At 27.3% G+C, this 21,702-nt stretch carries 23 protein-coding genes and 1 riboswitch; of the genes, 7 read left to right on the forward strand and 16 right to left on the reverse strand.

Annotated features, from left to right (window positions below; genetic code table 11):
• Positions 1-25 precede the first annotated feature (25 nt).
• The 8 genes from KGF41_RS17220 to KGF41_RS17255 form a co-directional block, all read right to left on the reverse strand.
• Positions 26-1,066 (reverse strand): YecA family protein, encoded by a 1,041-nt coding sequence (locus KGF41_RS17220; protein ID WP_227840313.1) that lies wholly within the window; start codon positions 1,064-1,066, stop codon positions 26-28.
• Positions 1,067-1,318: 252 nt separating this feature from the next.
• Positions 1,319-1,903 carry a hypothetical protein gene (locus KGF41_RS17225; RefSeq protein ID WP_227828290.1) on the reverse strand — a complete coding sequence of 195 codons (585 nt, stop codon included), beginning with the start codon at positions 1,901-1,903 and terminating at the stop codon, positions 1,319-1,321.
• Positions 1,904-1,917: 14 nt separating this feature from the next.
• Complete coding sequence (locus tag KGF41_RS17230; protein WP_227828289.1) at positions 1,918-2,361, reverse strand: hypothetical protein; 444 nt, start codon at positions 2,359-2,361, stop codon at positions 1,918-1,920.
• Entirely contained in the window at positions 2,362-3,213 is an 852-nt protein-coding gene (locus tag KGF41_RS17235) for a pilus assembly protein PilM (RefSeq protein WP_227828288.1), read from the reverse strand. It abuts the gene before it with no gap.
• 140 nt (positions 3,214-3,353) lie between these two features.
• Positions 3,354-3,704 carry a prepilin-type N-terminal cleavage/methylation domain-containing protein gene (locus KGF41_RS17240; RefSeq protein WP_227857013.1) on the reverse strand — a complete coding sequence of 117 codons (351 nt, stop codon included), beginning with the start codon at positions 3,702-3,704 and terminating at the stop codon, positions 3,354-3,356.
• A gap of 52 nt (positions 3,705-3,756) precedes the next feature.
• Positions 3,757-4,842 (reverse strand): type II secretion system F family protein, encoded by a 1,086-nt coding sequence (locus KGF41_RS17245; protein ID WP_227828286.1) that lies wholly within the window; start codon positions 4,840-4,842, stop codon positions 3,757-3,759.
• 151 nt (positions 4,843-4,993) lie between these two features.
• A complete protein-coding gene (locus KGF41_RS17250; protein ID WP_227828285.1) occupies positions 4,994-6,373 on the reverse strand; it encodes a GspE/PulE family protein in 1,380 nt (459 codons plus the stop codon).
• The gene (locus tag KGF41_RS17255; RefSeq protein ID WP_227828284.1) at positions 6,366-7,046 is read right to left on the reverse strand and encodes a DUF881 domain-containing protein; all 681 of its coding nucleotides are present in this window, start codon (positions 7,044-7,046) and stop codon (positions 6,366-6,368) included. The genes KGF41_RS17250 and KGF41_RS17255 overlap by 8 nt, the downstream gene beginning before the upstream one ends.
• A gap of 467 nt (positions 7,047-7,513) precedes the next feature.
• Here KGF41_RS17255 and KGF41_RS17260 point away from each other — a divergent pair, with 467 nt between their 5' ends.
• From KGF41_RS17260 to KGF41_RS17275, 4 genes are all read left to right on the forward strand, one after another.
• On the forward strand, positions 7,514-7,897 hold the full coding sequence (locus KGF41_RS17260) for a GntR family transcriptional regulator (protein ID WP_227850578.1): 384 nt from the start codon (positions 7,514-7,516) through the stop codon (positions 7,895-7,897).
• Positions 7,890-8,747 (forward strand): ABC transporter ATP-binding protein, encoded by an 858-nt coding sequence (locus tag KGF41_RS17265; protein WP_227828282.1) that lies wholly within the window; start codon positions 7,890-7,892, stop codon positions 8,745-8,747. The genes KGF41_RS17260 and KGF41_RS17265 overlap by 8 nt, the downstream gene beginning before the upstream one ends.
• Complete coding sequence (locus tag KGF41_RS17270) at positions 8,744-9,097, forward strand: ABC-2 transporter permease (RefSeq protein ID WP_227854843.1); 354 nt, start codon at positions 8,744-8,746, stop codon at positions 9,095-9,097. The genes KGF41_RS17265 and KGF41_RS17270 overlap by 4 nt, the downstream gene beginning before the upstream one ends.
• A gap of 75 nt (positions 9,098-9,172) precedes the next feature.
• Positions 9,173-9,388 carry a hypothetical protein gene (locus tag KGF41_RS17275; protein ID WP_227857014.1) on the forward strand — a complete coding sequence of 72 codons (216 nt, stop codon included), beginning with the start codon at positions 9,173-9,175 and terminating at the stop codon, positions 9,386-9,388.
• A 266-nt stretch (positions 9,389-9,654) separates the two neighbouring features.
• Here the strand turns inward: KGF41_RS17275 and KGF41_RS17280 are convergent, their stop codons facing one another.
• The 4 genes from KGF41_RS17280 to KGF41_RS17295 form a co-directional block, all read right to left on the reverse strand.
• Positions 9,655-11,022: a bifunctional metallophosphatase/5'-nucleotidase gene (locus KGF41_RS17280; protein WP_227828280.1), complete on the reverse strand. Its 1,368-nt coding sequence runs from the start codon at positions 11,020-11,022 to the stop codon at positions 9,655-9,657.
• Positions 11,023-11,287: 265 nt separating this feature from the next.
• Entirely contained in the window at positions 11,288-11,704 is a 417-nt protein-coding gene (locus KGF41_RS17285) for a hypothetical protein (RefSeq protein WP_227854842.1), read from the reverse strand.
• 9 nt (positions 11,705-11,713) lie between these two features.
• On the reverse strand, positions 11,714-12,133 hold the full coding sequence (locus KGF41_RS17290) for a GyrI-like domain-containing protein (protein ID WP_413906978.1): 420 nt from the start codon (positions 12,131-12,133) through the stop codon (positions 11,714-11,716).
• A 248-nt stretch (positions 12,134-12,381) separates the two neighbouring features.
• On the reverse strand, positions 12,382-13,461 hold the full coding sequence (locus tag KGF41_RS17295) for an ATP-binding protein (RefSeq protein ID WP_227828278.1): 1,080 nt from the start codon (positions 13,459-13,461) through the stop codon (positions 12,382-12,384).
• 276 nt (positions 13,462-13,737) lie between these two features.
• A riboswitch (FMN riboswitch) is annotated at positions 13,738-13,853 on the forward strand.
• Between the two features lie 186 nt (positions 13,854-14,039).
• On the opposite strand from KGF41_RS17295, the gene KGF41_RS17300 reads away from it, so the two are divergent.
• Complete coding sequence (locus KGF41_RS17300; RefSeq protein ID WP_227828277.1) at positions 14,040-15,413, forward strand: MFS transporter; 1,374 nt, start codon at positions 14,040-14,042, stop codon at positions 15,411-15,413.
• 184 nt (positions 15,414-15,597) lie between these two features.
• On the opposite strand, the gene yihA is transcribed toward KGF41_RS17300, so the two are convergent.
• Together yihA and lon are read right to left on the reverse strand one after the other, a co-directional pair.
• On the reverse strand, positions 15,598-16,209 hold the full coding sequence (gene yihA / locus KGF41_RS17305) for a ribosome biogenesis GTP-binding protein YihA/YsxC (RefSeq protein WP_009891775.1): 612 nt from the start codon (positions 16,207-16,209) through the stop codon (positions 15,598-15,600).
• The gene (gene lon / locus KGF41_RS17310) at positions 16,199-18,562 is read right to left on the reverse strand and encodes an endopeptidase La (protein ID WP_227828276.1); all 2,364 of its coding nucleotides are present in this window, start codon (positions 18,560-18,562) and stop codon (positions 16,199-16,201) included. Before lon ends, yihA begins: the two co-directional genes overlap by 11 nt.
• Before the next feature lie 171 nt (positions 18,563-18,733).
• Between lon and KGF41_RS17315 the strand changes: the two genes are divergently transcribed.
• Entirely contained in the window at positions 18,734-19,246 is a 513-nt protein-coding gene (locus tag KGF41_RS17315) for a chromate transporter (RefSeq protein WP_227435756.1), read from the forward strand.
• A complete protein-coding gene (locus tag KGF41_RS17320) occupies positions 19,234-19,764 on the forward strand; it encodes a chromate transporter (RefSeq protein ID WP_227828275.1) in 531 nt (176 codons plus the stop codon). Before KGF41_RS17315 ends, KGF41_RS17320 begins: the two co-directional genes overlap by 13 nt.
• Positions 19,765-19,824: 60 nt before the next feature.
• Here KGF41_RS17320 and clpX read toward each other — a convergent pair whose 3' ends face one another.
• Complete coding sequence (gene clpX, locus KGF41_RS17325) at positions 19,825-21,075, reverse strand: ATP-dependent Clp protease ATP-binding subunit ClpX (protein ID WP_227435752.1); 1,251 nt, start codon at positions 21,073-21,075, stop codon at positions 19,825-19,827.
• Between the two features lie 18 nt (positions 21,076-21,093).
• Positions 21,094-21,678, reverse strand: a complete 585-nt coding sequence (gene clpP, locus KGF41_RS17330) for an ATP-dependent Clp endopeptidase proteolytic subunit ClpP (RefSeq protein WP_227435751.1) — start codon at positions 21,676-21,678, stop codon at positions 21,094-21,096.
• Positions 21,679-21,702: the final 24 nt, after the last annotated feature.

Here is a 21,702-nt window from a genome sequence, read left to right on the forward strand (position 1 = left end):
ATGACTTAAAGCTTTTTATAATTAATTAAGATATTTTTAAATCTTTGTATCTTTTTCCTAATGTACTAGAGCTTATATCATATTTTTTTGATATTTGTACTTGAGTTATAGCTTGTCCTGCTTCTTTCTTAACATAGTATTCGACCGCAGCTGCCCAACCACTTTCAGCTCCTTTTATATTTTCATGACTTTTCTTATATTCATTCCAGAACTCTATACATGCATCTATATTTTCTTTTTCCACATTTTCTTTAAGAGTATCTAAAACCTTACATTCTACTTCAGCTAATTCACCTTCTGAATTAACTTTTTTATTATTATTCCTATCTCTTTCTCTTTTTAAATATTCAGCTATACTTGGGTCTAAAAGCTGTTGTATATATTTATATAATACATGTGTATGATAAATTAAGAACGTCTTCATATCTTTATATAAGTCTTCATATTGATTGAATAAATTCATAACATCATTTAAAATTATATCTTTAACTTCATTTGATATACTTATAGTTACATCTATTAATATATTAGTTCCTTCAACATCAATTATTCTAGCTATCATACAGCTTCCGATTTTAAAGCTTCTTAGAAGTTTTACATCTTCTGTGTAAAGTTCTTTCCCACTTAAACAATCTCTTAAAACTATTTTTCCTGTAGAAATTTCTTTTACTTCGTAAATGCTTACATAGGATTCAAACAAACTTTTTAATATTGCAATTTCTGATTGACTTAGGTTTGCACCATTCTCTTCAAGAAATCCAACCGTCATGACCTTTTTATTTTCCATTATGTGGTCTTGTATTAAATACGTATTAAAAAATCTTTCAAACTTTTCATTTACATTATCATTTTGCATTATATAAAACATTTCTTTAGCTTTTTCACATTCATCTTTGAATCTATCATGTCTTGAATAATCATATAATTTTGAATATAAATCTGTATATTGCTTTTGTGAAAGTTCAGTTTTTCTGCTTGCTCTTTCTGAAACAATATCTTTATTTAAACAACATTTCTTGTATTTTTTGCCACTTCCACAAGGGCATAGCTCATTTCTCCCTAACAATATGACTTCCACTCCCTTATTATTAAATTAAAGTACAATTTGTTATTATACCATTTTTTTATCAATCAATCTATAGTATAAGCAAATATTATCTCAAATTTACTTATATTTTGGTACAATATATTCACTTTAATTAGGATTTCGATAAAATCACTAACAATCCCTCTTACAGAAATGGATTATCGTAAAACTAATTCTTCTATAAAGTTTTATGAATTGATAATAGTTTTTTACTTTATCTATTCTTTTTTGTTATGTGACTCTAATTGTCATTTTACATTCTACAAGATTGCTTTTTTCTTGTTTATATTCATTTGAAAGATTTTTGACCTCAAGATTACTTGTTTTTAATTTATTAATTTCTATTTTTTCAATTTTATTATGTAACTTTAAGTTCTTCATTACACCTTCAAGTTTCAACACATTTTCAAGTTCCCCATTAACTTTTACTTCTAAATTAGTTTGTTTTTTATTGTAGTTGTCTAAGCTACTTTCTTGATTGATATATTCCACACTTACAATATCTCTCAATTCATTTTCTACTAATAATACTATATCTTTATTTGTTTTTTTATCTAAAAATGAATTATTAAAATTATTTTTTAATTCTGTATTGCTATCTAATTCAACATTTTTTACATATCTATTATCTTTATGCTTTTTATCCTTCATTTTATAATTATCTTGTCGTTTTATTTCATTCACTATATTTTGTTTTTCTTTCTTCAAATTAGTTAGGTTCTCTTCTAGAGGTCTGGACATTACATTAACTACTAATACAATAATTAATATTAGCAATATTTTTATCAGATTTTTTTCTCTCTTATTTAATTTCAAAATTAATCACCTGTCTAACTTTTTATTCTAAATTTATAACATTCTCCATCTCTTATAATGCTGTCTATGTAGTAATATTTTATGTAATTTATTTTTCTTAAATCATCTAAAATATCTAGATTATCACACACGCCTTCCATCTCCATTTTATTTTTATCTATAGATATTTTAGTAATGTTATCTGTTCCAACTATTTTATATATTTTTTTTATTTCATCAAGCTTTATTCTAGAAAACTTTTCTTTTGTTTTTTCCAGCTTTGGTACAGTATATTTCGATTCATTTATGGGTTTATTGTGACTTATATAATTTTCTAATTCATTTATAGATTTCATATACATAAACATTTTTAATGAAACACATGTTAAAATTAAGATTATCGTTATTTTATAGATTTTATTATATTGCTTAGTTTCTTTAAATCCATTTAAAAAATTTATTGTTTTATAAGCTTTCATTTAAATAATCATCCCTATACTACTTATATAAATTATACTAGTATCTCTTAAATCCTTATCAAAATTATTTTCCACCCTTACTTTATTTTTTAATTTCAATGGATTTACTTCAGCAATTTTTTCTGTGTCTTTAAGATACTCATCTATAAAACAATTTTCTATGCCATAATAGTAAATATATTTAAATCTACTTATTAATTTTTTTACTGAGTCATATGATTTTATTTCTTTTGATAATAGATATGTTTCTTCTATTTTTTTGTTTTTTGTTATGTTTATAATAAATTGATTCCTTTTACATTCTATAAATACTCCATCTTCTATAAAATTATCTATTAGATTTAAACTTATAAGTTTTTGTAGTATATCAAAATTTATGTTTATAGCTTTTGGGTTCATATTTAGATTTTCTGAAATGATTTTAATTACTTGTATAATATTTTTAGGAAAAAGAATTACTTGTATATTTAACTTATCATTACTAGAGTTTATAATTTTATATTTTATTGAATAGTTATTTATATTTATTGGAATATATTGGGTTATCTCAAATTCTATCATGTTTAATATATCTCTTTTTTTCTTAGTATTCAATATCTCAATATTTCTAATAACTATATCTTGAGTCTGAATATTAAAGTGCAAATTTTTGTATGATTTTTTTAGGTTATTTATATCATCTTTTACTAATTTAACTACGTTTTCTACATAACTAGTTTTTTCAATCTCATCACTGTCATTTTTAATATTAAAACCAATTTCTTTTATACTAGATTTATCGATAAAGATTTTTTTATAGTTTTTTCTTAAAAATACAGCCCTTATATAATCATCATTTATTTCTAAAGTCAAAAATTTTTTAATTATAACCATCTCCTTCTTAAGTAATAATAACTTGTATATTTTTTAATTAAACTTAATATATTTACATTTACAATTGAATACTAAAAATATCTTTATAATTTGATACTAAAAACGTATAAAAACAAATATTATCTTGGATAAAATTGTTTTGAATTTACATTTACACTTATATCTGTACCATTATCACTTATAACAAGTTCAAACTTACCTGATGTACTTTGAGGAACTGGAACAGTATTTAAATAACCTTTTTCTTTAAGTGATTCTACGCTTAGAGATTCTGCTATATTTTCATCATCATTAATAGCCATACTAGCTGCAGTTACTATATTAGCTGCATTTGTATAGTCTGCATTCATCTTGGCACTTTCTTGAACTTTACTATATTTAACTAATGCTATACTAGATATAACCCCTAAAATTGTTACTACTACAATCATTTCAACAAGTGTAAACCCTTTTCGTTTTTTATTTATCAATTAAATTTTCTCTCCTTTTTAAAAGTTTTATTTAGTAAAATTTATTTTTATATTAGAAACTAGTAATTGCATCAAACATAGGAATAACCATTGATAAAATAAAAACTCCAACAATCAATCCCATAAATACAATTATTACAGGCTCTACAAATTTCATTATTTGCTCTATTTTATTATTTAATTCATTTTCATAAAATCTGTTTATTACATCTAGACTCTTATCTAGCTTTCCACTTTCTTCACCTGTATTTGCCATTGAAACAAATAACTTAGGAAAAATATTTGCTAGATTCAAAGACTTACCTATACTATTTCCTTTTTTTATATAATTATTAGAAATCTCTAGTCTCTCATAAATGAATTCATTATCTATGACACTTGCTGACATGTCTATTGCATCCACTATTTGTATGCCACTACTAAGTAAAATAGACAACGCTCTTGAAAATCTGGTTGTAGCTACTAATTGATTAATGCCTTTTAAAAAAGGTATTTTGAATTTAAATGAATTAATTAATTTTTTTAGATTATTATTCATTATAAAAAAATAAATAGTTCCTATTAAAATCAATATAAAACTAAGTATTAAATAACCTAGATAATTTGTAACTATCATAGAAATTCCTATTAAAATCTTAGTTATGAAAGGTGGTTCAATCCCATTACTGGCAAAAACCACCTGAAAATTTGGTATCACAAATATAAAGATAAATATTATTGATATTATTGATAATATGATAAGTATCATTGGATAGATTAAAATAGTTATTATTTTTGTTTTTAATTTATATTCTTTATCATAATAATTAGATAAATCGCTCATTATTACATCTAAGTTTCCACTAGTTTCCCCTGCTTTTATCATGCTTATAAAAAATTTAGAAAATGTTCCTGTGATGTGAAATGATTCTGCTATAGAATTTCCATTTTGAATATGATTTGATACTGTATTAAACAAACTTTTTACTTTTTTGCTAGATTGTCCTTCAATAATTTGAAATATATTTGTAATTTCACATCCAGATTCTAGTAAAATACCTATCTCTTTGCAAATTACTCTAAGCTCTTTATTACTAATCTTGTTTAATACTAAATGAATCTTGTCTAAATTATAAAATATACTTTTAGATACTTTCATGTATTATAATTCCTTCCAAATTATATTAATTATAATTAAATAGGCTCGATATTTTCTAATTTAATATGTTAATTTTATTTTATCTAGATACAATTTACAATCGAGACTTTTAATTAAAATCGATTGTATGAAATTTGGTTACACTGTTTAACTAAATTATTTCATTTACCACTAAACATTCTTCTAATGTTGTTATTTTTTCATTTATTAGCCTTTTACAGCTATCTTCAAATGTTATCATTCCATTTTTTCGTGCTACTTCTTTAACAATACTAGAATCCTTCATATCCCTTATACATGTTTTTATATCATCATTAATTTCTAGAATTTCATAAATTGCTGTTCTCCCAAAATAACCTTTATCATTACATCTCTCACATCCTACAGCTACTTTAGTATTTACATCTCCACTAAAATCATCTTTTATCATAATCTCATGGCTACAATGATTACAAACTTTTCTAACCAACTTTTGAGATATCACACCTATAAGAGATGCATTTAAAAGGTATGGTGGAATTTGCATTTCCAATAGTCTAGCTATAGCAGATACTGCATCATTAGTATGCAAAGTGCTTATAACTAAATGTCCTGTTATAGCGGCTCTTACTGCTATCTTAGCTGTTTCTGCATCTCTTATTTCTCCAACCATTATTATATCTGGGTCTTGTCTTAATATAGCTCTAAGACCTACATCAAAACTCAACCCTACTTTTGAATTTACTTGTATCTGACTTATTCCATCCATCTTGTATTCTACTGGATTTTCTATAGTCATTATATTTTTATTTATACCCTTTAAATCATTTAGTAAGGAATATACTGTAGTAGTCTTTCCGCTCCCTGTAGGTCCTGTCACTAATAATATTCCAGCTCTTTTACTTATTATACGATTTATAGAGTTTATCGCTTCTTCTGAAAATCCAAGTTCTGATTTATCTTTTAAAAAAGTATCTCTATTAAGTATTCTCAAAACAATTTTTTCACCATATACAGTTGGGATTGATGAAACCCTAATGTCAATTAAGCTATCATCTAGCTTTATGTCTACTCTTCCATCTTGAGGAAGCCTTTTTTCTGTTATGTCCATTGAAGCCTTTAATTTAACAACTGTAGCTAATGCTGGATAAACATCTATTAAAAACTTTGATATTTCTTTTAACTCTCCATCAACTCTCATTCTAACTATCAAATGTTCTTTAAATGGTTCTATATGTATATCACTTGCGTTCTCTTTTATAGCTTTTTCTAGAAGATTTTCAAATAATCTTTTTGCATAATTTTCATCAAGTTCAAAGTTATTGTAATATTTTTCTATCTTCTCACTTATAAGTTCTCTTCTTTCTTTTTTTAATATAATTTCTTTCCCCGTTGCTAATCTCAAGTCTTGCAGTGCATATATATCTTCATCTTCTATTTCTACTACTAGATTGTCATCTTGAAATTCTACTGGAAATACATTATACTTTTTTGCAAGTTTTTCTGGTATTAACATTGGTAAACTGCTTTCCTCTAATATAATCTTAATCACCCTTTATATACTTTAATTTATTAGGTATTTTCAGTTTTTTCATAGAGATATTTTCTTCAGCTTTTATACTAACTTTCATTGGATAAGTACTTTGTACACTATCTAAATATTTACTACCTTTGTCTATGTAACTAGATAGTTTATCTTTATCACCAATACATTTTATTTCATAGGGTTGTGCTACTGGAACTCCATTTATATTTATATGGCTACCTGCAAGTACAACTTCTGAGTACTGATTAATTCTTTGACCATTTATTTCTATGTATTTTCCTCCATTTGCTTTTAATTCATTTATGACTTTTACTAAGATTTTATTGTAGTCTATGCTATTGGCAATGTTTCCTGTTTTTTCATCTATGGCATCTATACTTAATACTATTCCGCTACCGTTTACATCTGAATATGAAAGACTCTCCCTAAGACTTTCTATTTTAGAGATTTCATTAGAATTCTTTTGATTTTTCTTCATCGAATTAATTTCTTTATCTAATTTATCTTTCTCTTTTGCCAGTTCTTTTATAGATTTTCTTGTTATTCTTATTTCTTTTCTTATTGACTTATCCTTACTTGTATAAACTGTTTCTTCATTGCTATAATCTCTAAATATGGTTCCAACAAGCATACCTAAAATAGTACTTGCTAGTATTATAAACACATATTGTTTTTTCATACTGTATTACTCCTTACAAATTTATTTTTATATGATAATTTTCTTTAATTAAATATTAAACATTTACATATGCTTATTATATCAAAGTTATATGTTAAAATTCATCTTTAGTATATAATATCATACATTATACTTATGTCCCCACCCTACTAGCATTGAATATAAAGGATTCTGTTATAAACAGTAAAAAGTATATAATTTAATTAGATAACTTATACTTTTAATATCTGTTAAAGTATAATGTCTAGCTAAATAAATATAAACTAAGCTTAAAATGTATATTGATAATATTTTTGCTTACATACTTTATTTTCAGCTTACACACTTTAATTTAAAAACTTTTCAAAATAAGTACATACATATAGATTATTATTGTAAATGTGTATTGTAATTTTTTATATTGACAAAAAACATCCAACTGTTTATACTGTACTTGTATGAAAATATACAGTTAAAGAGGTGTTTTTTTGAATATAATTATTTCAAATGGTTCTAACTTACCCATTTATGAACAAATTAAAGAACAGATAAAAAAACAAATTCTTTCAGGAGAATTAAAAGAAAATGAAATTCTACCTTCACTTAGACAACTAGCAAGAGATTTAAAGATTAGCGTTTTGACTACTACTAGAGCATATAATGAACTTGAGCAAGAAGGTTTTATTATGAGCCGTCAAGGCAAGGGATTTTTTGTTATGTCAAGTAGTTCTGAACTTATTCGTGAACAGTTAATACAAGAAGTAGAATCAAATCTTAATAATGCAATACAAGCAGCACAAAGAGCGTCTATGACAGATAAAGAAATTATAAGTCTTTTGAGATTATTATTGGAGGTGGAAAAAGGTGAATAATTATTTGGAACTAAATGGTGTTAGTAAAAACTTTAATGATTTTAATCTAAAAAATATAAATTTTACCTTACCAATGGGATATATAATGGGATTAATTGGCCCAAATGGTGCAGGTAAAACAACAACTATACAATTAATTCTAAATATGTTAGAAAAAGATGAAGGAGAGATTTTAGTTTTTGATATGGACAATGTTAAAAATGAAAATCTTATTAAACAGAATATTGGTGTTGTATTTGATAATATATTTTATGCAGATAATTGGACAATAAGAGATACTGAAAAAGCTATATCTATCTTTTATAAAGACTGGAATCACGATATTTTTAAAAGTATGATAACCAGATTTAATTTACCTCTAAATAAAAAAATAAGTGAATTATCTAGAGGTATGCAAATGAAACTTATGTTATCATGTGCATTTTCTCATAATGCTAAGTTGCTTATACTTGATGAACCAACAAGTGGACTTGATGCAGTAACTCGTGATGAACTTTTGGAAATTCTACAGGACTACATAAAAGATGGAGATAGAAGTGTGTTATTTTCTACACATATTACTACTGATTTGGAAAAAGTTGCTGATTATATTACTTTTATAAATAATGGAGAATTATTTTATACTGGAAGTTTGCAAGATTTATTAGAAAAATTTAGATTAATTAAAGGAAGACCAAAAGATTTAACAGAAACACTTAAAAAAGATATTATTGGCCTACGTGAAACAGATATTGGATTTGATGGATTAATTCATACAAATGATACTATTAAATATAATAACTGTATCATAGATACTGCTACTATTGATGATATAGTTATAAAAGTTAGCAAGAGAGGTGTAGTAAGATGACCGATTCAATTAAATTTACTAAACTAGATATTTTTACAATGAAATCTTATTTTAATATGAATTTAGTTTTGTTACCTGTTATAATGCTTTTTTCATATATGGGCTCATCAACATTAACACTTTATATTACTTGTTCTTGGTTTGTTGCCCTTATGATTTCTAACGTTTTTGCCATAGAAGAAAAAAACAACTTAAGTCGCCTATATGGTACTCTTTCAATTAAATTAAGAGATATAGTTTTAGGTCGCTATATTTTCATTTTAATTAACTTTGTATTAACAGTATTTATAATTACTATACTTTCAATAGTCGTATTATTTTTTAAAAGTAAATCTATTGATATTCAATAAATTATACTAGGAATAAGTACCTCTTTTTTAGTTTTTTCTGCTATAATAGGAGTTCAAATACCTATCTTTTTTAAGATGGGATACCTAAAAGCAAGATTTTGGTCATTAATTCCATATATTATTGTATTGACATTAGTTTTAATGACCTCATTGATTGATAAAATATCATTTGTAATAGATTTTATAATATACAACCAAGGTATATTTTCTATTCTTGGGCTTATTGCTAGTTTTATTATTTTAGTAGTTTCTTATAAAATATCTTTCTTACTATACGAAAGTAGACGATAGTGTAAATATAAATTTATCAAAAGTTAAAATCTAAAATAGAAAAAGGAAATGAATTTTTACTAATTCATTTCCTTTTATTTATAAATTAAAATATTTCTCCAATATAATTATATAAAAATTTCAAACATTTATGTACATATATTTAAAAATAAATCTTCTGTACATTGTAAAAATTCAATCATAATAAAATTTCTAATTGAATCCTTACAAAAAGTAGTAAGAGAAGATTAAATATTTTATGTAAACATAGAATTTCTATGAGTTATTTATATATCCGTTTTGATATGTTCAAGATTCACTTTAAAAGTTTTTTCATCTTTTTGAACTTTAAAATTATCATTAGGTAAAACTGTTATAATACTATCTTTATATTCAGACTTATCAACCTTTAAACTTAATCCTGTCTTATTAGAGTCACCATATATATAACAAATAGGTTTTTTATTACTCATAAATACCATTTGTACTATATCCTCACTATCTGCTGGTATGATATTTCTCCATTTATATCCTACAGTTTTATATATTGTTTCAACAGGTGTATATGGTTCAAATATATATAGTTTATCCCATTTAAAAGGAAGCAATTTCCCTAAGCTAATTTCTTTAGTTTTGCTATCTAGACTGAAAATACTTCCAAAAAATTCACTAACTCTATCCATTTCTTGATTTTTTTCAAACGTGGATAACTCACTAGATTTATCAACAACATTCCATTTATCATTATTTTTTTCTAGTTTAAAGTTAATTTTAGAAACACATTCTCCATGTTTTCCTGGTTGTGTAACTATAACTTTTTCTCCTAAATTATTTTTATAGTCATGTTGTTTAATTTGAACATGTGTATGTCCAGCTACTATTGCATCAATACCATCAACATTTCGAGCCAATTCTTGTATTCTATTTCCTGGATTTTTAGGTTTTTTAGGTTTCTCACCTGAATGTACTACAGCAACTATAACATCTGCTTTATCTTTTTTCATTACATCGACCCATTTATTTGCATCATCTACTAAATCATTCATATATAGCTCACCATTATAACCTCCTTGGTCTTTTAACTCCAAAGATTTAGAATCCACACTCTCTCCAACTTCTTTTATTGTAAGACCTAAAATACCTAATTTAACATTACCTTTAGGGGTATTAATATTTTTTATTATATATGGCTTTGTGTAACTACTCCCATCTTTTTTATAAGTATTAGCTGATAATACATCAATACCTTGTTTATTAAAATCAGATATCATATTGTCTAAATAAAATTTAGAGTTAGATACAAATTCGTGATTTCCAAGAACTACAGAATCATATCCCAATTCTTTCATTTCTTTTGCAATAGGAGTTTCTATATACTTCTCGGTTTTATTATCAATATCTGTTCGTCTATCATCAAAATATTTTTCCATAGGTGAACCTATTGGCCCACTATCAAAGAAATCTCCCGCATCTACTAGAGTTATATTTTTATCTTTTTCTCGTTCTTCTTTTATATAAGAAGTTAACTCATAAGGTAGGTTTCCATGTAAATCGGTAGTTGCTAATACATTTATTTCTGTTGTTTGTTTTGAGGCACATCCAGACATTAGTAATACAGACAAAAAAGTAATACCTATAATTATTTTATTTTTCATAAATCCTCCAATTTTATTTTTTCTGAGTATAAATCTTAATTTCATTCTTTATTATATTTAATTTATAATACAAATCTAACATCAATAATAATACATTAATATACAAAAGTCATCTATATATTCCATAAAAACTTAGTTATATACTAGAATATACTCTTGTTTACATAAAAAAAGTCACTCATAATAGTAACTTTTTTAAATGCAACTTTAGATATTATCATCAAGGTCAATTATATAATTATTGCAACTTTCACAATAAAATATTTTACATCTCATTTAATTTTCTTTTTAAGTCTTCAACATATTGTATTTGTATTTTTTTTAAGTTCATAAAGAAATAAGATAAAACTTTTATAATAAGATTTTTAACATATATATTTTCTATAAACACTATTTTAGTTTTTCCATTCTCTTCAAAAAATTCGCCTTGCCAATTACCATAGAAAAATTTATTTTCCATATCAAATTTATAAAACTTATTTTTAGTTTTTTCTGTAACAGTAAATTTTGTGCTGTTTCCATCCTTATTGTACTCAATAAAAGTACTTCCGTCATCTAATATTTCAATTTTACTTATATCACTTCTCCATTTATAATCACGATTGTCTGTAACTATATTCCAAACTGTTTCCACGTCTGTATTAAAATAAGCTGTTATCTCAGATACTCTACATTTTTTCATAAACTCCTCCTATTTTTTTACCCATAGATTTTGAATAGAATTTGGCATGGCACCTGTACACTTGAAAATAGCCCATTTATGAGAAGGTATTGTAAATAAGGTAAATTTATCATTTTTAGGTTTTTCATCTGTCTCAACAGCTGCATAATAATTAAATAATTGTTTGTTTTGTGAAACTGCCATTTCATCTATTCCCAAAATACCACCTTTTGTAACAGTGTTTTCTTTCACATAAGAAATTAGCTCTCTATACAAACTACTATTAAACAAGTCTTGCCAAAACCTTGGTATTTGTTTTCTAAATACATCTTCATCTTTAGAAAATTGTTTCTTTAAAGCAATTACTGAAAATTCTCTCTTATCGACAATTTTGTAATCTAAAGTATTTCCTCCATCTAAAGATATTTTTAATGTTATCTTGCTAAATATTCATAATCTAACTTTTCTAAAATATTGTCTTCAATATAATCAATAGATTGTTGTAATCCCTCTAACCACTGCATTTCATATGTACCCCCATATTTTATAATAAATTCTCTAAATTTTCTTGTCTTTTTGTGCAAAGATTTATCTGTTTAAATTATAGCAAAAAACAGCAAACTACCATAGCTTCAAAGCTATAGCAGTTTGCTGTTGATTATATATACTAGTTAATATTAATTTTAAACAGACATATTTTATATATTTTCCTCATACTTTGAAATTCTCTTAACTAGTTCATCTCTCAATTTTCCTACTTCATCAAATCTCATGTTAGGACTATAGTAACTTTCTATAATATCATGTTTTGATTTAGCTCTCTTAAGATTTAAAACTGACCAACAAATTAAGTCATCTAAAACTTTTTCATCAAATTTAATGTCTTCTTCATACTTAAGTAATTTTTCTCTATTTAAAAATTGATTCAAATCAATTGTATCTTCATCTTTAAAAGTACTACTTATAGTTATTCCTATATCTAAATCAGTTAATAATATGGTTTCAATTTTTTCAGGAATAAGTGGATAGTGATAAACTTCTACATTCAAGCCTTTCTCAATGGCTTTTTTGTACACTTTACTCAAAAGTGTAGTTTTCCCAGCGCCTATTTCTCCTGATAAATAATAAACCTTACCTACATCCTTTAAAATATGTTCTGTATAATCTAAGCATCCTACAGGAGTTATACCTGATCCAAATAAATGCTTTTCTTTCTTTAACTTTCCTGTACTATCTACTCCATCAAATAATCTTTTTATGAATTCTTCTGTAACTAAATTTACTTTTCCATAATCCATACAGTCGGAATATTTTTCCTCGATATCTCTAAAAATTGGTTCTGCTGATTTTAAAAATTTGAATGCTCTTTTAAAAGCATTACTAATATCTTTATCATAGCTTGAAATTTCTTGTCTATTTTTTTCTAACTCCTCTGTATTCCAGTAATCGCCTAAGTTAATTATCTCGTCCAAAGCACCTGGGAGTTTAGGGTCTACAGTATGTGGAGCAGTTGCATCCATAAGTACCACGCCTAGTTTCTTTATAACTACACCATCCAACGAACTTGGGTCAGAAGGGCAATGATATAATTCAATATCATATCCTTTATGCAAAAACTCTTTATAAATTTTTTTCATTAGTGAGGATTTTCCTACTCCAGGTCCACCCTTTAAACAAAAAACTCTTTTTACATTTTCAGGAATTATATAGTCAAAAAAAGAATATGACCCTTGTGATGTGTTTCCACCTGGAAATGCCTTTTTTATCTTTCCTTCCATATTAGCGCCTCCTCATAATTTACCATACCTCTTAATTAAGATATTAATATTATACGAGTTTTGTTACAGCTTTATGCTTTTGCTAAATATAAAACTTATCATTCAGCAATGGCAATAACTTGTTTTACTTAATTTCAATCTATTACTATACTCTAATTTAGGTTTTGTCCAAAAGTATAATAAAACTGTCTATACTGTGGTGTAGTTGTCTGTATTGCTTAAATCTAATTGTCTCGACTGTTATTTTATGTTAAAATAAAATTAAAAAATACATCTGTTTTTCTTCAGAAATGGGTGAAATTCCCTATCGGCGGTAAAAGCCCGCGAGCCTTATGGCAGAATTTGGTCAAATTCCAAAGCCGACAGTAAAATCTGGATGGTAGAAGAAAATAGTATATGAGTACCTTTATGTAATTTTACATGAGTAATCTATACAAATCCTTCAACTACCGCATTTATTCATGAAAATAAACATATTCTAAGGTACCTAAGAAATAGGTGCTTTTTTGTTGTTTATTTTGTAACTATACTGTACTTATAAAACAAAATCTACTATGTAAAAGATTGGAGTGTTATCAGTGAAACAAAAATGGATAGTATTAATTATCATCTGTATTGGTATATTTATGTCTACTCTTGATGGAAGTATACTAAATATCGCAAATCCTACAATTGCTGCCGACTTTAAAATTAACATGTCGCAAATCCAATGGGTAGTTACAGCTTATATGTTGGTTGTAACAGCTACTATGTTGTTTTTTGGAAAGCTAGGTGATAAGGTAGGTTCAAATTATCTATATACGTTAGGATTTTTTATATTTACAATAGGTTCCTTTCTATGTAGTATATCTAATAACCTAGTAACATTGATTTTATCAAGAATATTTCAAGCAATTGGAGCAAGTATTTTAATGGCAACTGGACTTGGTATAGTTTCTAATGCATTTCCAGCAAATGAAAAGGGAAAGGCTATAGGAATTACTGGAGCAGTAGTTGGTATAGGAAATATGAGTGGTCCTGTAATTGGTGGAATACTTTTAGAACACTTTGGATGGCCTTCTATTTTCATCATCAATATACCTATTGGTATTATAGCAGTCTTTCTTGGGATAAAATTTCTACCAAAACCTATTTTAGATGAACAAAACAAAAGTTTCGATATTCCAGGTCTTCTATTATTTGCATCTTGTACCACACTTATATTGCTTGCAATGAATGGAGAAGGAAATACAAAATGGTATCTAGGAATAGTGGCAATTATAGCATTTTTATTGTTGGTATTGAGAGAAGTAAAATTTGAACAAAGTTTTATTGATTTACCTTTGTTTAAAAATAGAAATTTCACTGTAGGCAATATTATTGGAATAGCTTGTTATTTTCCTCAAATGGCAGTATCTTTCCTACTTCCTTTTTATCTAGAACAACTAAAAAATTTATCTCCTATGATGGCTGGCTCTGTCATGACTGTTCATCCACTTATTATGGTACTTATAGCTCCTATTGCAGGTTCTCTTTCTGACAAACATGGTGCAAAAAATATTCTGACTGTATCTTTTTCATTTATGACTATTGCTCTGGTTGGAATGGCACTTTTAAAAGCTGATTCTCCATTATATCTTTTGATTCTATGCTTAATTATTTTTGGCTTTGGATTAGGCTCTTTTAGCTCACCAAACAATAGTAGTATCTTGGCAGATGTTCCACCTCAAAAGCAAGGATATGGAGGAAGTTTTCTAGCAACTGTTCGTAATTTGTCATTTGCCCTTGGGACAGCATTTTTCAGTAGTTTCTTTGCACAAAGACTTATATATCATCAAAAGTCTACAAGTCATACACTGGCTTATGTCGCAGCTAGTAATCAATCTTACTGGATTGCAGCAGCAGTATGCTTTATAGGACTTATACTTACAATTTTCTTTATGAAAAAGACAGAAAAAACTACTTCTCAGTAAAGATTTATTGCTAATTATATAAATCACTAAATCTTTAAACAAACTAATTTACACTAATTTTATTAGTTTCTAACAATAATTACTTATATTTATTGTTTATAAACAACAAGGATGCCACAAAATCTCCATTAAAAACATTTTGAGGCATCCTTTATTTGATTTTAATATATATAAACACTTAAAATTAATCTACTGTTATTTCATATCCATGTTGATTGTATTGATTTACAATTTCTTCCCAAAGTTCTTCAACACCAGTCTTTTTTAATGAAGAAACAGGGATTACTTTTTCACTACTCTCCATTTGCAATTTCTTTCTTATAATACTTATATGCTTTTGATATTGTCCTCTAGATATTTTGTCTGCCTTAGTTGCAATAACTACACAGTTATATCCAAAATGTTTTATCCATTCGTACATAAGTTTATCATCTGCTGTAGGTTCATGTCTAATATCTACAAGTAGGAATATAGAGCATAGTTCTTGTCTACTTTCTAGATATCGTTCCATTATACCTCCCCATTTTTCTTTTTCAGATTTGGCTATTTTAGCATACCCATATCCTGGAAGGTCTACAAAATAAAATTCGTTATTTATAAGATAGAAATTTATAGTTCTAGTTTTTCCTGGTGTTTGACTAGTTCTAGCAAAGTTTCTTCTGTTAAGTAATGTATTTATTATTGATGATTTTCCAACATTTGACCTACCAGCTAGTGCTATCTCTGGTATGCCTTCTGCTGGATACTGTGATTTATTCACAGCACTCATAGTTATCTCTGAACTTCTAATTTTCATTTTTTTCACCACTCTTTAATAAAGCTTGTTCTAATACTTCATCCATATGCTCTACAAGTACAAACTCCATCTTCTCTTTTACATTTTCTGGTATATCATCTAAATCAGCTTCACACTCTTTAGGAATTAATACTTTTGTTATACCAGCTCTATGAGCTGCTAATAGTTTTTCCTTAACTCCTCCTACAGCTAACACTCTACCTCTTAAAGTTATTTCTCCTGTCATAGCTATATTACCTGGCACAGGTCTTTTAGTAAGTGCTGAAATTACTGCAAGTGCCATAGTTATACCAGCTGATGGCCCATCTTTTGGAACAGCACCTTCTGGAATGTGTATATGAATATCATTAGTTTTATAAAAATCAGGGTCTATATCAAACCTGTCCACTATTGATCTTATATAAGAAATACCTGTCTTAGCAGATTCTTTCATAACATCTCCTAGTTTTCCAGTTAATACAATTTCACCCTTTCCTTTAAGCACATTTACCTCTACTTCAAGGGTAACTCCACCAACTGCTGTCCATGCAAGTCCATTTACAAGCCCTATTTGAGGATTAATCTCTGCAAGTTGGTATTTAAACATATCTTTTCCAAGATATTTTTCTAAGTCAGACTTATTTACAACAACTTCTTCAAGTGTTGGGTCCTCAACATATTTTTTGGCAATTTTTCTACAAACTTTACCAATAGTTCTTTCTAATGTTCTTACTCCAGCTTCTCTTGTATAATGATTTATTATACTTCTTAAAGTTTCATCGTCCATTTTTATAAAATTCTCTTTTAAAGCATGCTCTTTAATTTGTTTTGGAAGTAAGTATTGTTTTGCTATATTTAATTTTTCTTCTTCTATATATCCAGATACCTCTATTACTTCCATTCTATCTAATAGTGGTCTTGGAATATTGCTTAAACTATTTGCTGTTGTAACAAATAGTATCTTTGATAAATCAAAAGGTATTTCTAAATAGTGGTCCACAAAATCCTTATTTTGCTCTGGGTCCAATACTTCTAGCATAGCTGAAGCTGGGTCACCTTTATAATCTGCTGCCATTTTATCTATCTCATCAAATAAAAACACAGGATTTTTAGTCTGAGCTTCTTTGACTCCATTAATTATTCTTCCTGGAATAGAACCTACATAAGTCCTTCTGTGTCCTCTTATTTCGGCTTCATCTCTAACTCCACCTAAAGATATTCTTACAAATTTTCTATTTAATGCTCTAGCTATTGATTTTACTATAGATGTTTTCCCTGTACCTGGAGGTCCAACTAGACATATTATAGGACCTTTAAGTGATTTAGCAAGAGTTCTTATGGCTAAATACTCTAATATTCTTTCTTTAACCTTCTCCAACCCATAATGGTCTTCATCTAATATAGCTTGTGCTTTAATTATATCTAGTTTATCCTTTGTTTCTTTATTCCATGGTAATGAGAATATAGTATCCAAATAATTTCTACTTACAGATACATCTGGAGACATTGAAGATATCTTTGAAAATTTATCAATTTCTTTTTCTATTTTCTCTTTAGTAGTTTTAGGTGCTTTTATTTTTTTAAGCTTTTCTCTATACTCATCTGCTTCAGAATTTATGTCTTCTTCCTCACCTAATTCCTTTTGTATAGCTTTTAATTGCTCTCTAAGATAGTATTCTTTTTGAACTTTATTCATTTGTTTTTTAACTCTTAAAGTTATCTTTTTTTCTATTTTTAATATATCTATCTCTTCTAGTAATATAGAATATATAAGTTCAAGTCTTTTCTTAATATCAAATTCTTCTAATATTTCCTGCTTCTGACTTGATTTTAGATAAATATTTGCAGCTATTGTATCTATAAATCTATCTACATCCTCTATATCAGCTAAAGATATTAATATTTCTGGTGATACTCTATTTCCAATGTTTATATACTCTTCAAAAGCATCAAATACATTTCTTACAAATGCTTCAATTTCAACTTCTGTTTCACTATCTAAATTATCACTATCAAAAACAATTTCTTCTATTACTGCTCTAAAGTATCCTTCTTCTTGCTCTATTTTTTTTACTCTACCTCTTGATACACCCTCAACCAAGACACGAACTGTATCTCCTGGTAATTTTATCATTTGTTTAACTTTACAAATTGTTCCTACATGATAAAAATCCTCTTCACCTGGTTCATCAACATCTGCTTCTTTTTGAGATGTTAAAAATATAAGCTCTTCATCCATCATAGCTTGGTCTAAAGCTTTAAGAGATATTTCTCTTCCTATATCAAAATTTAATATCATATATGGAAATATTGCTAATCCCCTCAAAGGGATTAATGGTAATTCATGATCTATTTTAGTATAATTTTGTTCCATCAACATTACTCCTTTTCTAGTCTAATTATTTTGCATTTTATATTATATATTTGCACATGTTAATTTTCAACATTAATGATAACTTCTTAGCATATTATATTATTATTTTATTATGATATAATATTAGTGTTAGTATACTTAGATGTTATTTATCTTTTGGAGGTTTCTATTATGTTGAAATTGTTTTTAACCTTTTTAAAAATTGGTGCGTTTACATTTGGTGGTGGATACGCTATGGTTCCTCTTATACAAGATGAACTTGTAAACAAACAAAAACTTTTAGAGCAGGAAGAATTTATCGATTATCTATCCATAGCTCAAAGTTATCCTGGAGTACTAGCAATTAATATCTCTGTATTATTAGGATATAAGCTTTATGGTATACCAGGAGTTCTTATATGTACCCTAGGCTCTGCTCTACCGTCATTTTGTATAGTCTTAGTGTTGTCATATTTATATTTTAAAAATTCCTCATCTAAAATTTTAGATGGATTTTTTAAAGGAGTTGCGCCTGTAGTAATAGCTCTTATATTGTATTCTTTTACGAGCATGTTTAAGAAACTGCCAAAGTCTAAAACTAACATACTACTATTAATTATAGCAGTTTTATCTGTTGGTGTATTCAATATAAGTCCTATTTATTTAATAATTGGAGGAGGTGTATATAGTCTATGTCAGAAATAACACTACTCTTCTTAATATTCCTTAAAATAGGAGCATTTAGTTTTGGTGGTGGGTATGCTATGCTACCATTTATTCAACAAGAATTTATATCTAAATACCACCTTATAACTAATCAAGAATTCTTAGATTTACTTGCTATATCGCAATCTACACCAGGTCCTGTAGCAATAAATAGTGCTACATTTGTAGGATTTAAAACTGCTGGTTTTTTTGGTTCTCTATCTGCAACTATCGGTGTTACAATATTTGCATTAGTAGGCTTAACCATTATATCAAAGTTATTTGCTAAGTTCAAAAATAATAAAAAAGTAGAAAATTTATTAATGGTACTTAGACCAATTACTTTAGGTTTTATACTGTCAGCCGCTTTTTCATCTGCAAAAGAAGTTAGTTGGGACTTATATGGAATAATCGCATTTGTAGCATCATTCTACCTTCTATATAAAGGGAAAATTGGCTCTATTGCAATTGTATTCGTCTTTGGTATTATAGGTATTCTACTCACATTTTTATCATAATAAGACCTAATTTCATATTAGCATAAAAAAAGGAGCCTTTTAAAGCTCCTTTTCATCATCTTATGCACTTTCCTCTTGATCCTTAAGTACTATGATAGGATTTACTGAGTCTTCGTTCACAGATTTCTCTGTTACTATAACCTTCTTTATATTATCTCTAGATGGTACTTCAAACATAGTTTCCATCATTACACTTTCAACTATACTTCTAAGTCCTCTAGCTCCTGTATTTCTTTCTATAGCCTTTTTAGCTATTGCACGAAGAGCATCGTCTTCAAATTCTAGCTCAACATCATCTAACTCTAATAATTTCTTATATTGCTTTACTAGAGCATTTTTAGGTTGTTGTAGTATTTGCATTAATGCATCTTCATCCAGTAATTCTAAAGTAGCTAAAACTGGTATTCTTCCTATAAATTCAGGTATTATACCATACTTTAATAAATCCTCTGGAAGTACTTTTTCATATAACTTCCCTAAATCTAATTCTTTTTTACTTTCTATCTTAGCTCCAAACCCTAGTGTCTTATCTCCACCACGTTTTTGGATTATTTTTTCTAGCCCATCAAAAGCTCCACCTAATATAAATAATACATTAGTAGTATCTATCTTTAAAAATTCTTGATGAGGATGTTTTCTTCCTCCTTGTGGTGGGACATTTGCAACAGTGCCTTCTAATATTTTTAAAAGAGCTTGTTGAACACCCTCTCCACTAACATCTCTAGTTATAGATGGATTTTCAGATTTTCTTGCAATCTTATCTATCTCATCTATATATATTATACCTCTTTCAGCTTTTTCTATATCAAAATCAGCAGCTTGAATAAGTTTTAAAAGTATATTTTCAACATCTTCTCCAACATATCCAGCCTCTGTTAGTGATGTAGCATCTGCCATTGCAAAAGGTACATTTAAAGTTCTAGCTAAAGTCTGTGCTAATAACGTCTTACCAGAACCTGTAGGTCCTAATAAAAGTATATTACTCTTTTGGATTTCTATATCCTTGCTACTAGACTTTTTACTATATATTCTCTTGTAATGATTGTAAACCGCAACTGATAAAGCTTTTTTAGCTTTTTCTTGACCTATTACATAATCATTTAAGATATTCATCATTTCTTTTGGTTTTGGTAAAGATGTAGTATCTTCATCTATAGTATCTTCTATTTCTTCTTGAATAATTTCGTCACAAAGTTCAACACACTCATCACAAATGTATACATTTGGACCTGCAATTAATCTTCTTACTTGATCTTGATTTTTACCGCAGAATGAACACTTTAATTGTCGTTTCTCTTCGTATTTAGACATATTAACACCTCTCTCTATCTACGGTCTCTTTGTAAATACTTCATCTATTAAGCCATATTCCTTGGCTTCTGATGCACTCATGAAGTTATCACGTTCAGTATCCATTTTTATTTTCTCTAATGGCTGACCAGTTCTTTCAGATAATATTTCATTTAAAGTTTCTTTTATTTTTAAAATTCTCTTTGCGTGAATTTCTATATCTGTTGCTTGACCTTGAGCTCCACCTAATGGTTGATGTATCATTATCTCACTATTTGGTAGTGCTAGTCTTTTTCCTTTTGCTCCTGCTGCCAACAAGAATGCTCCCATAGAAGCAGCCATACCTATACATATAGTGCTTACATCTGGTTTGATGTATTGCATAGTATCATATATAGCCATTCCAGAAGTTATACTTCCTCCTGGAGAATTTATATATAAATGTATATCTTTGTCTGGGTCTTCAGCTTCTAAGAATAATAGCTGTGCTACTATAAGCCCTGCTGTGGCATCATTAACTTGATCTCCTAAGAAGATTATTCTGTCCTTTAATAGTCTAGAGAAGATATCATAAGATCTTTCTCCTCTTCCTGTTTGTTCAACAACTACAGGTACTAATGCCATGGTTTCATACCCCCTTTATTCTAT

Origin of the sequence: Clostridioides sp. ZZV14-6150, from assembly GCF_020657875.1 — a bacterium.
Taxonomy (GTDB): domain Bacteria; phylum Bacillota; class Clostridia; order Peptostreptococcales; family Peptostreptococcaceae; genus Clostridioides.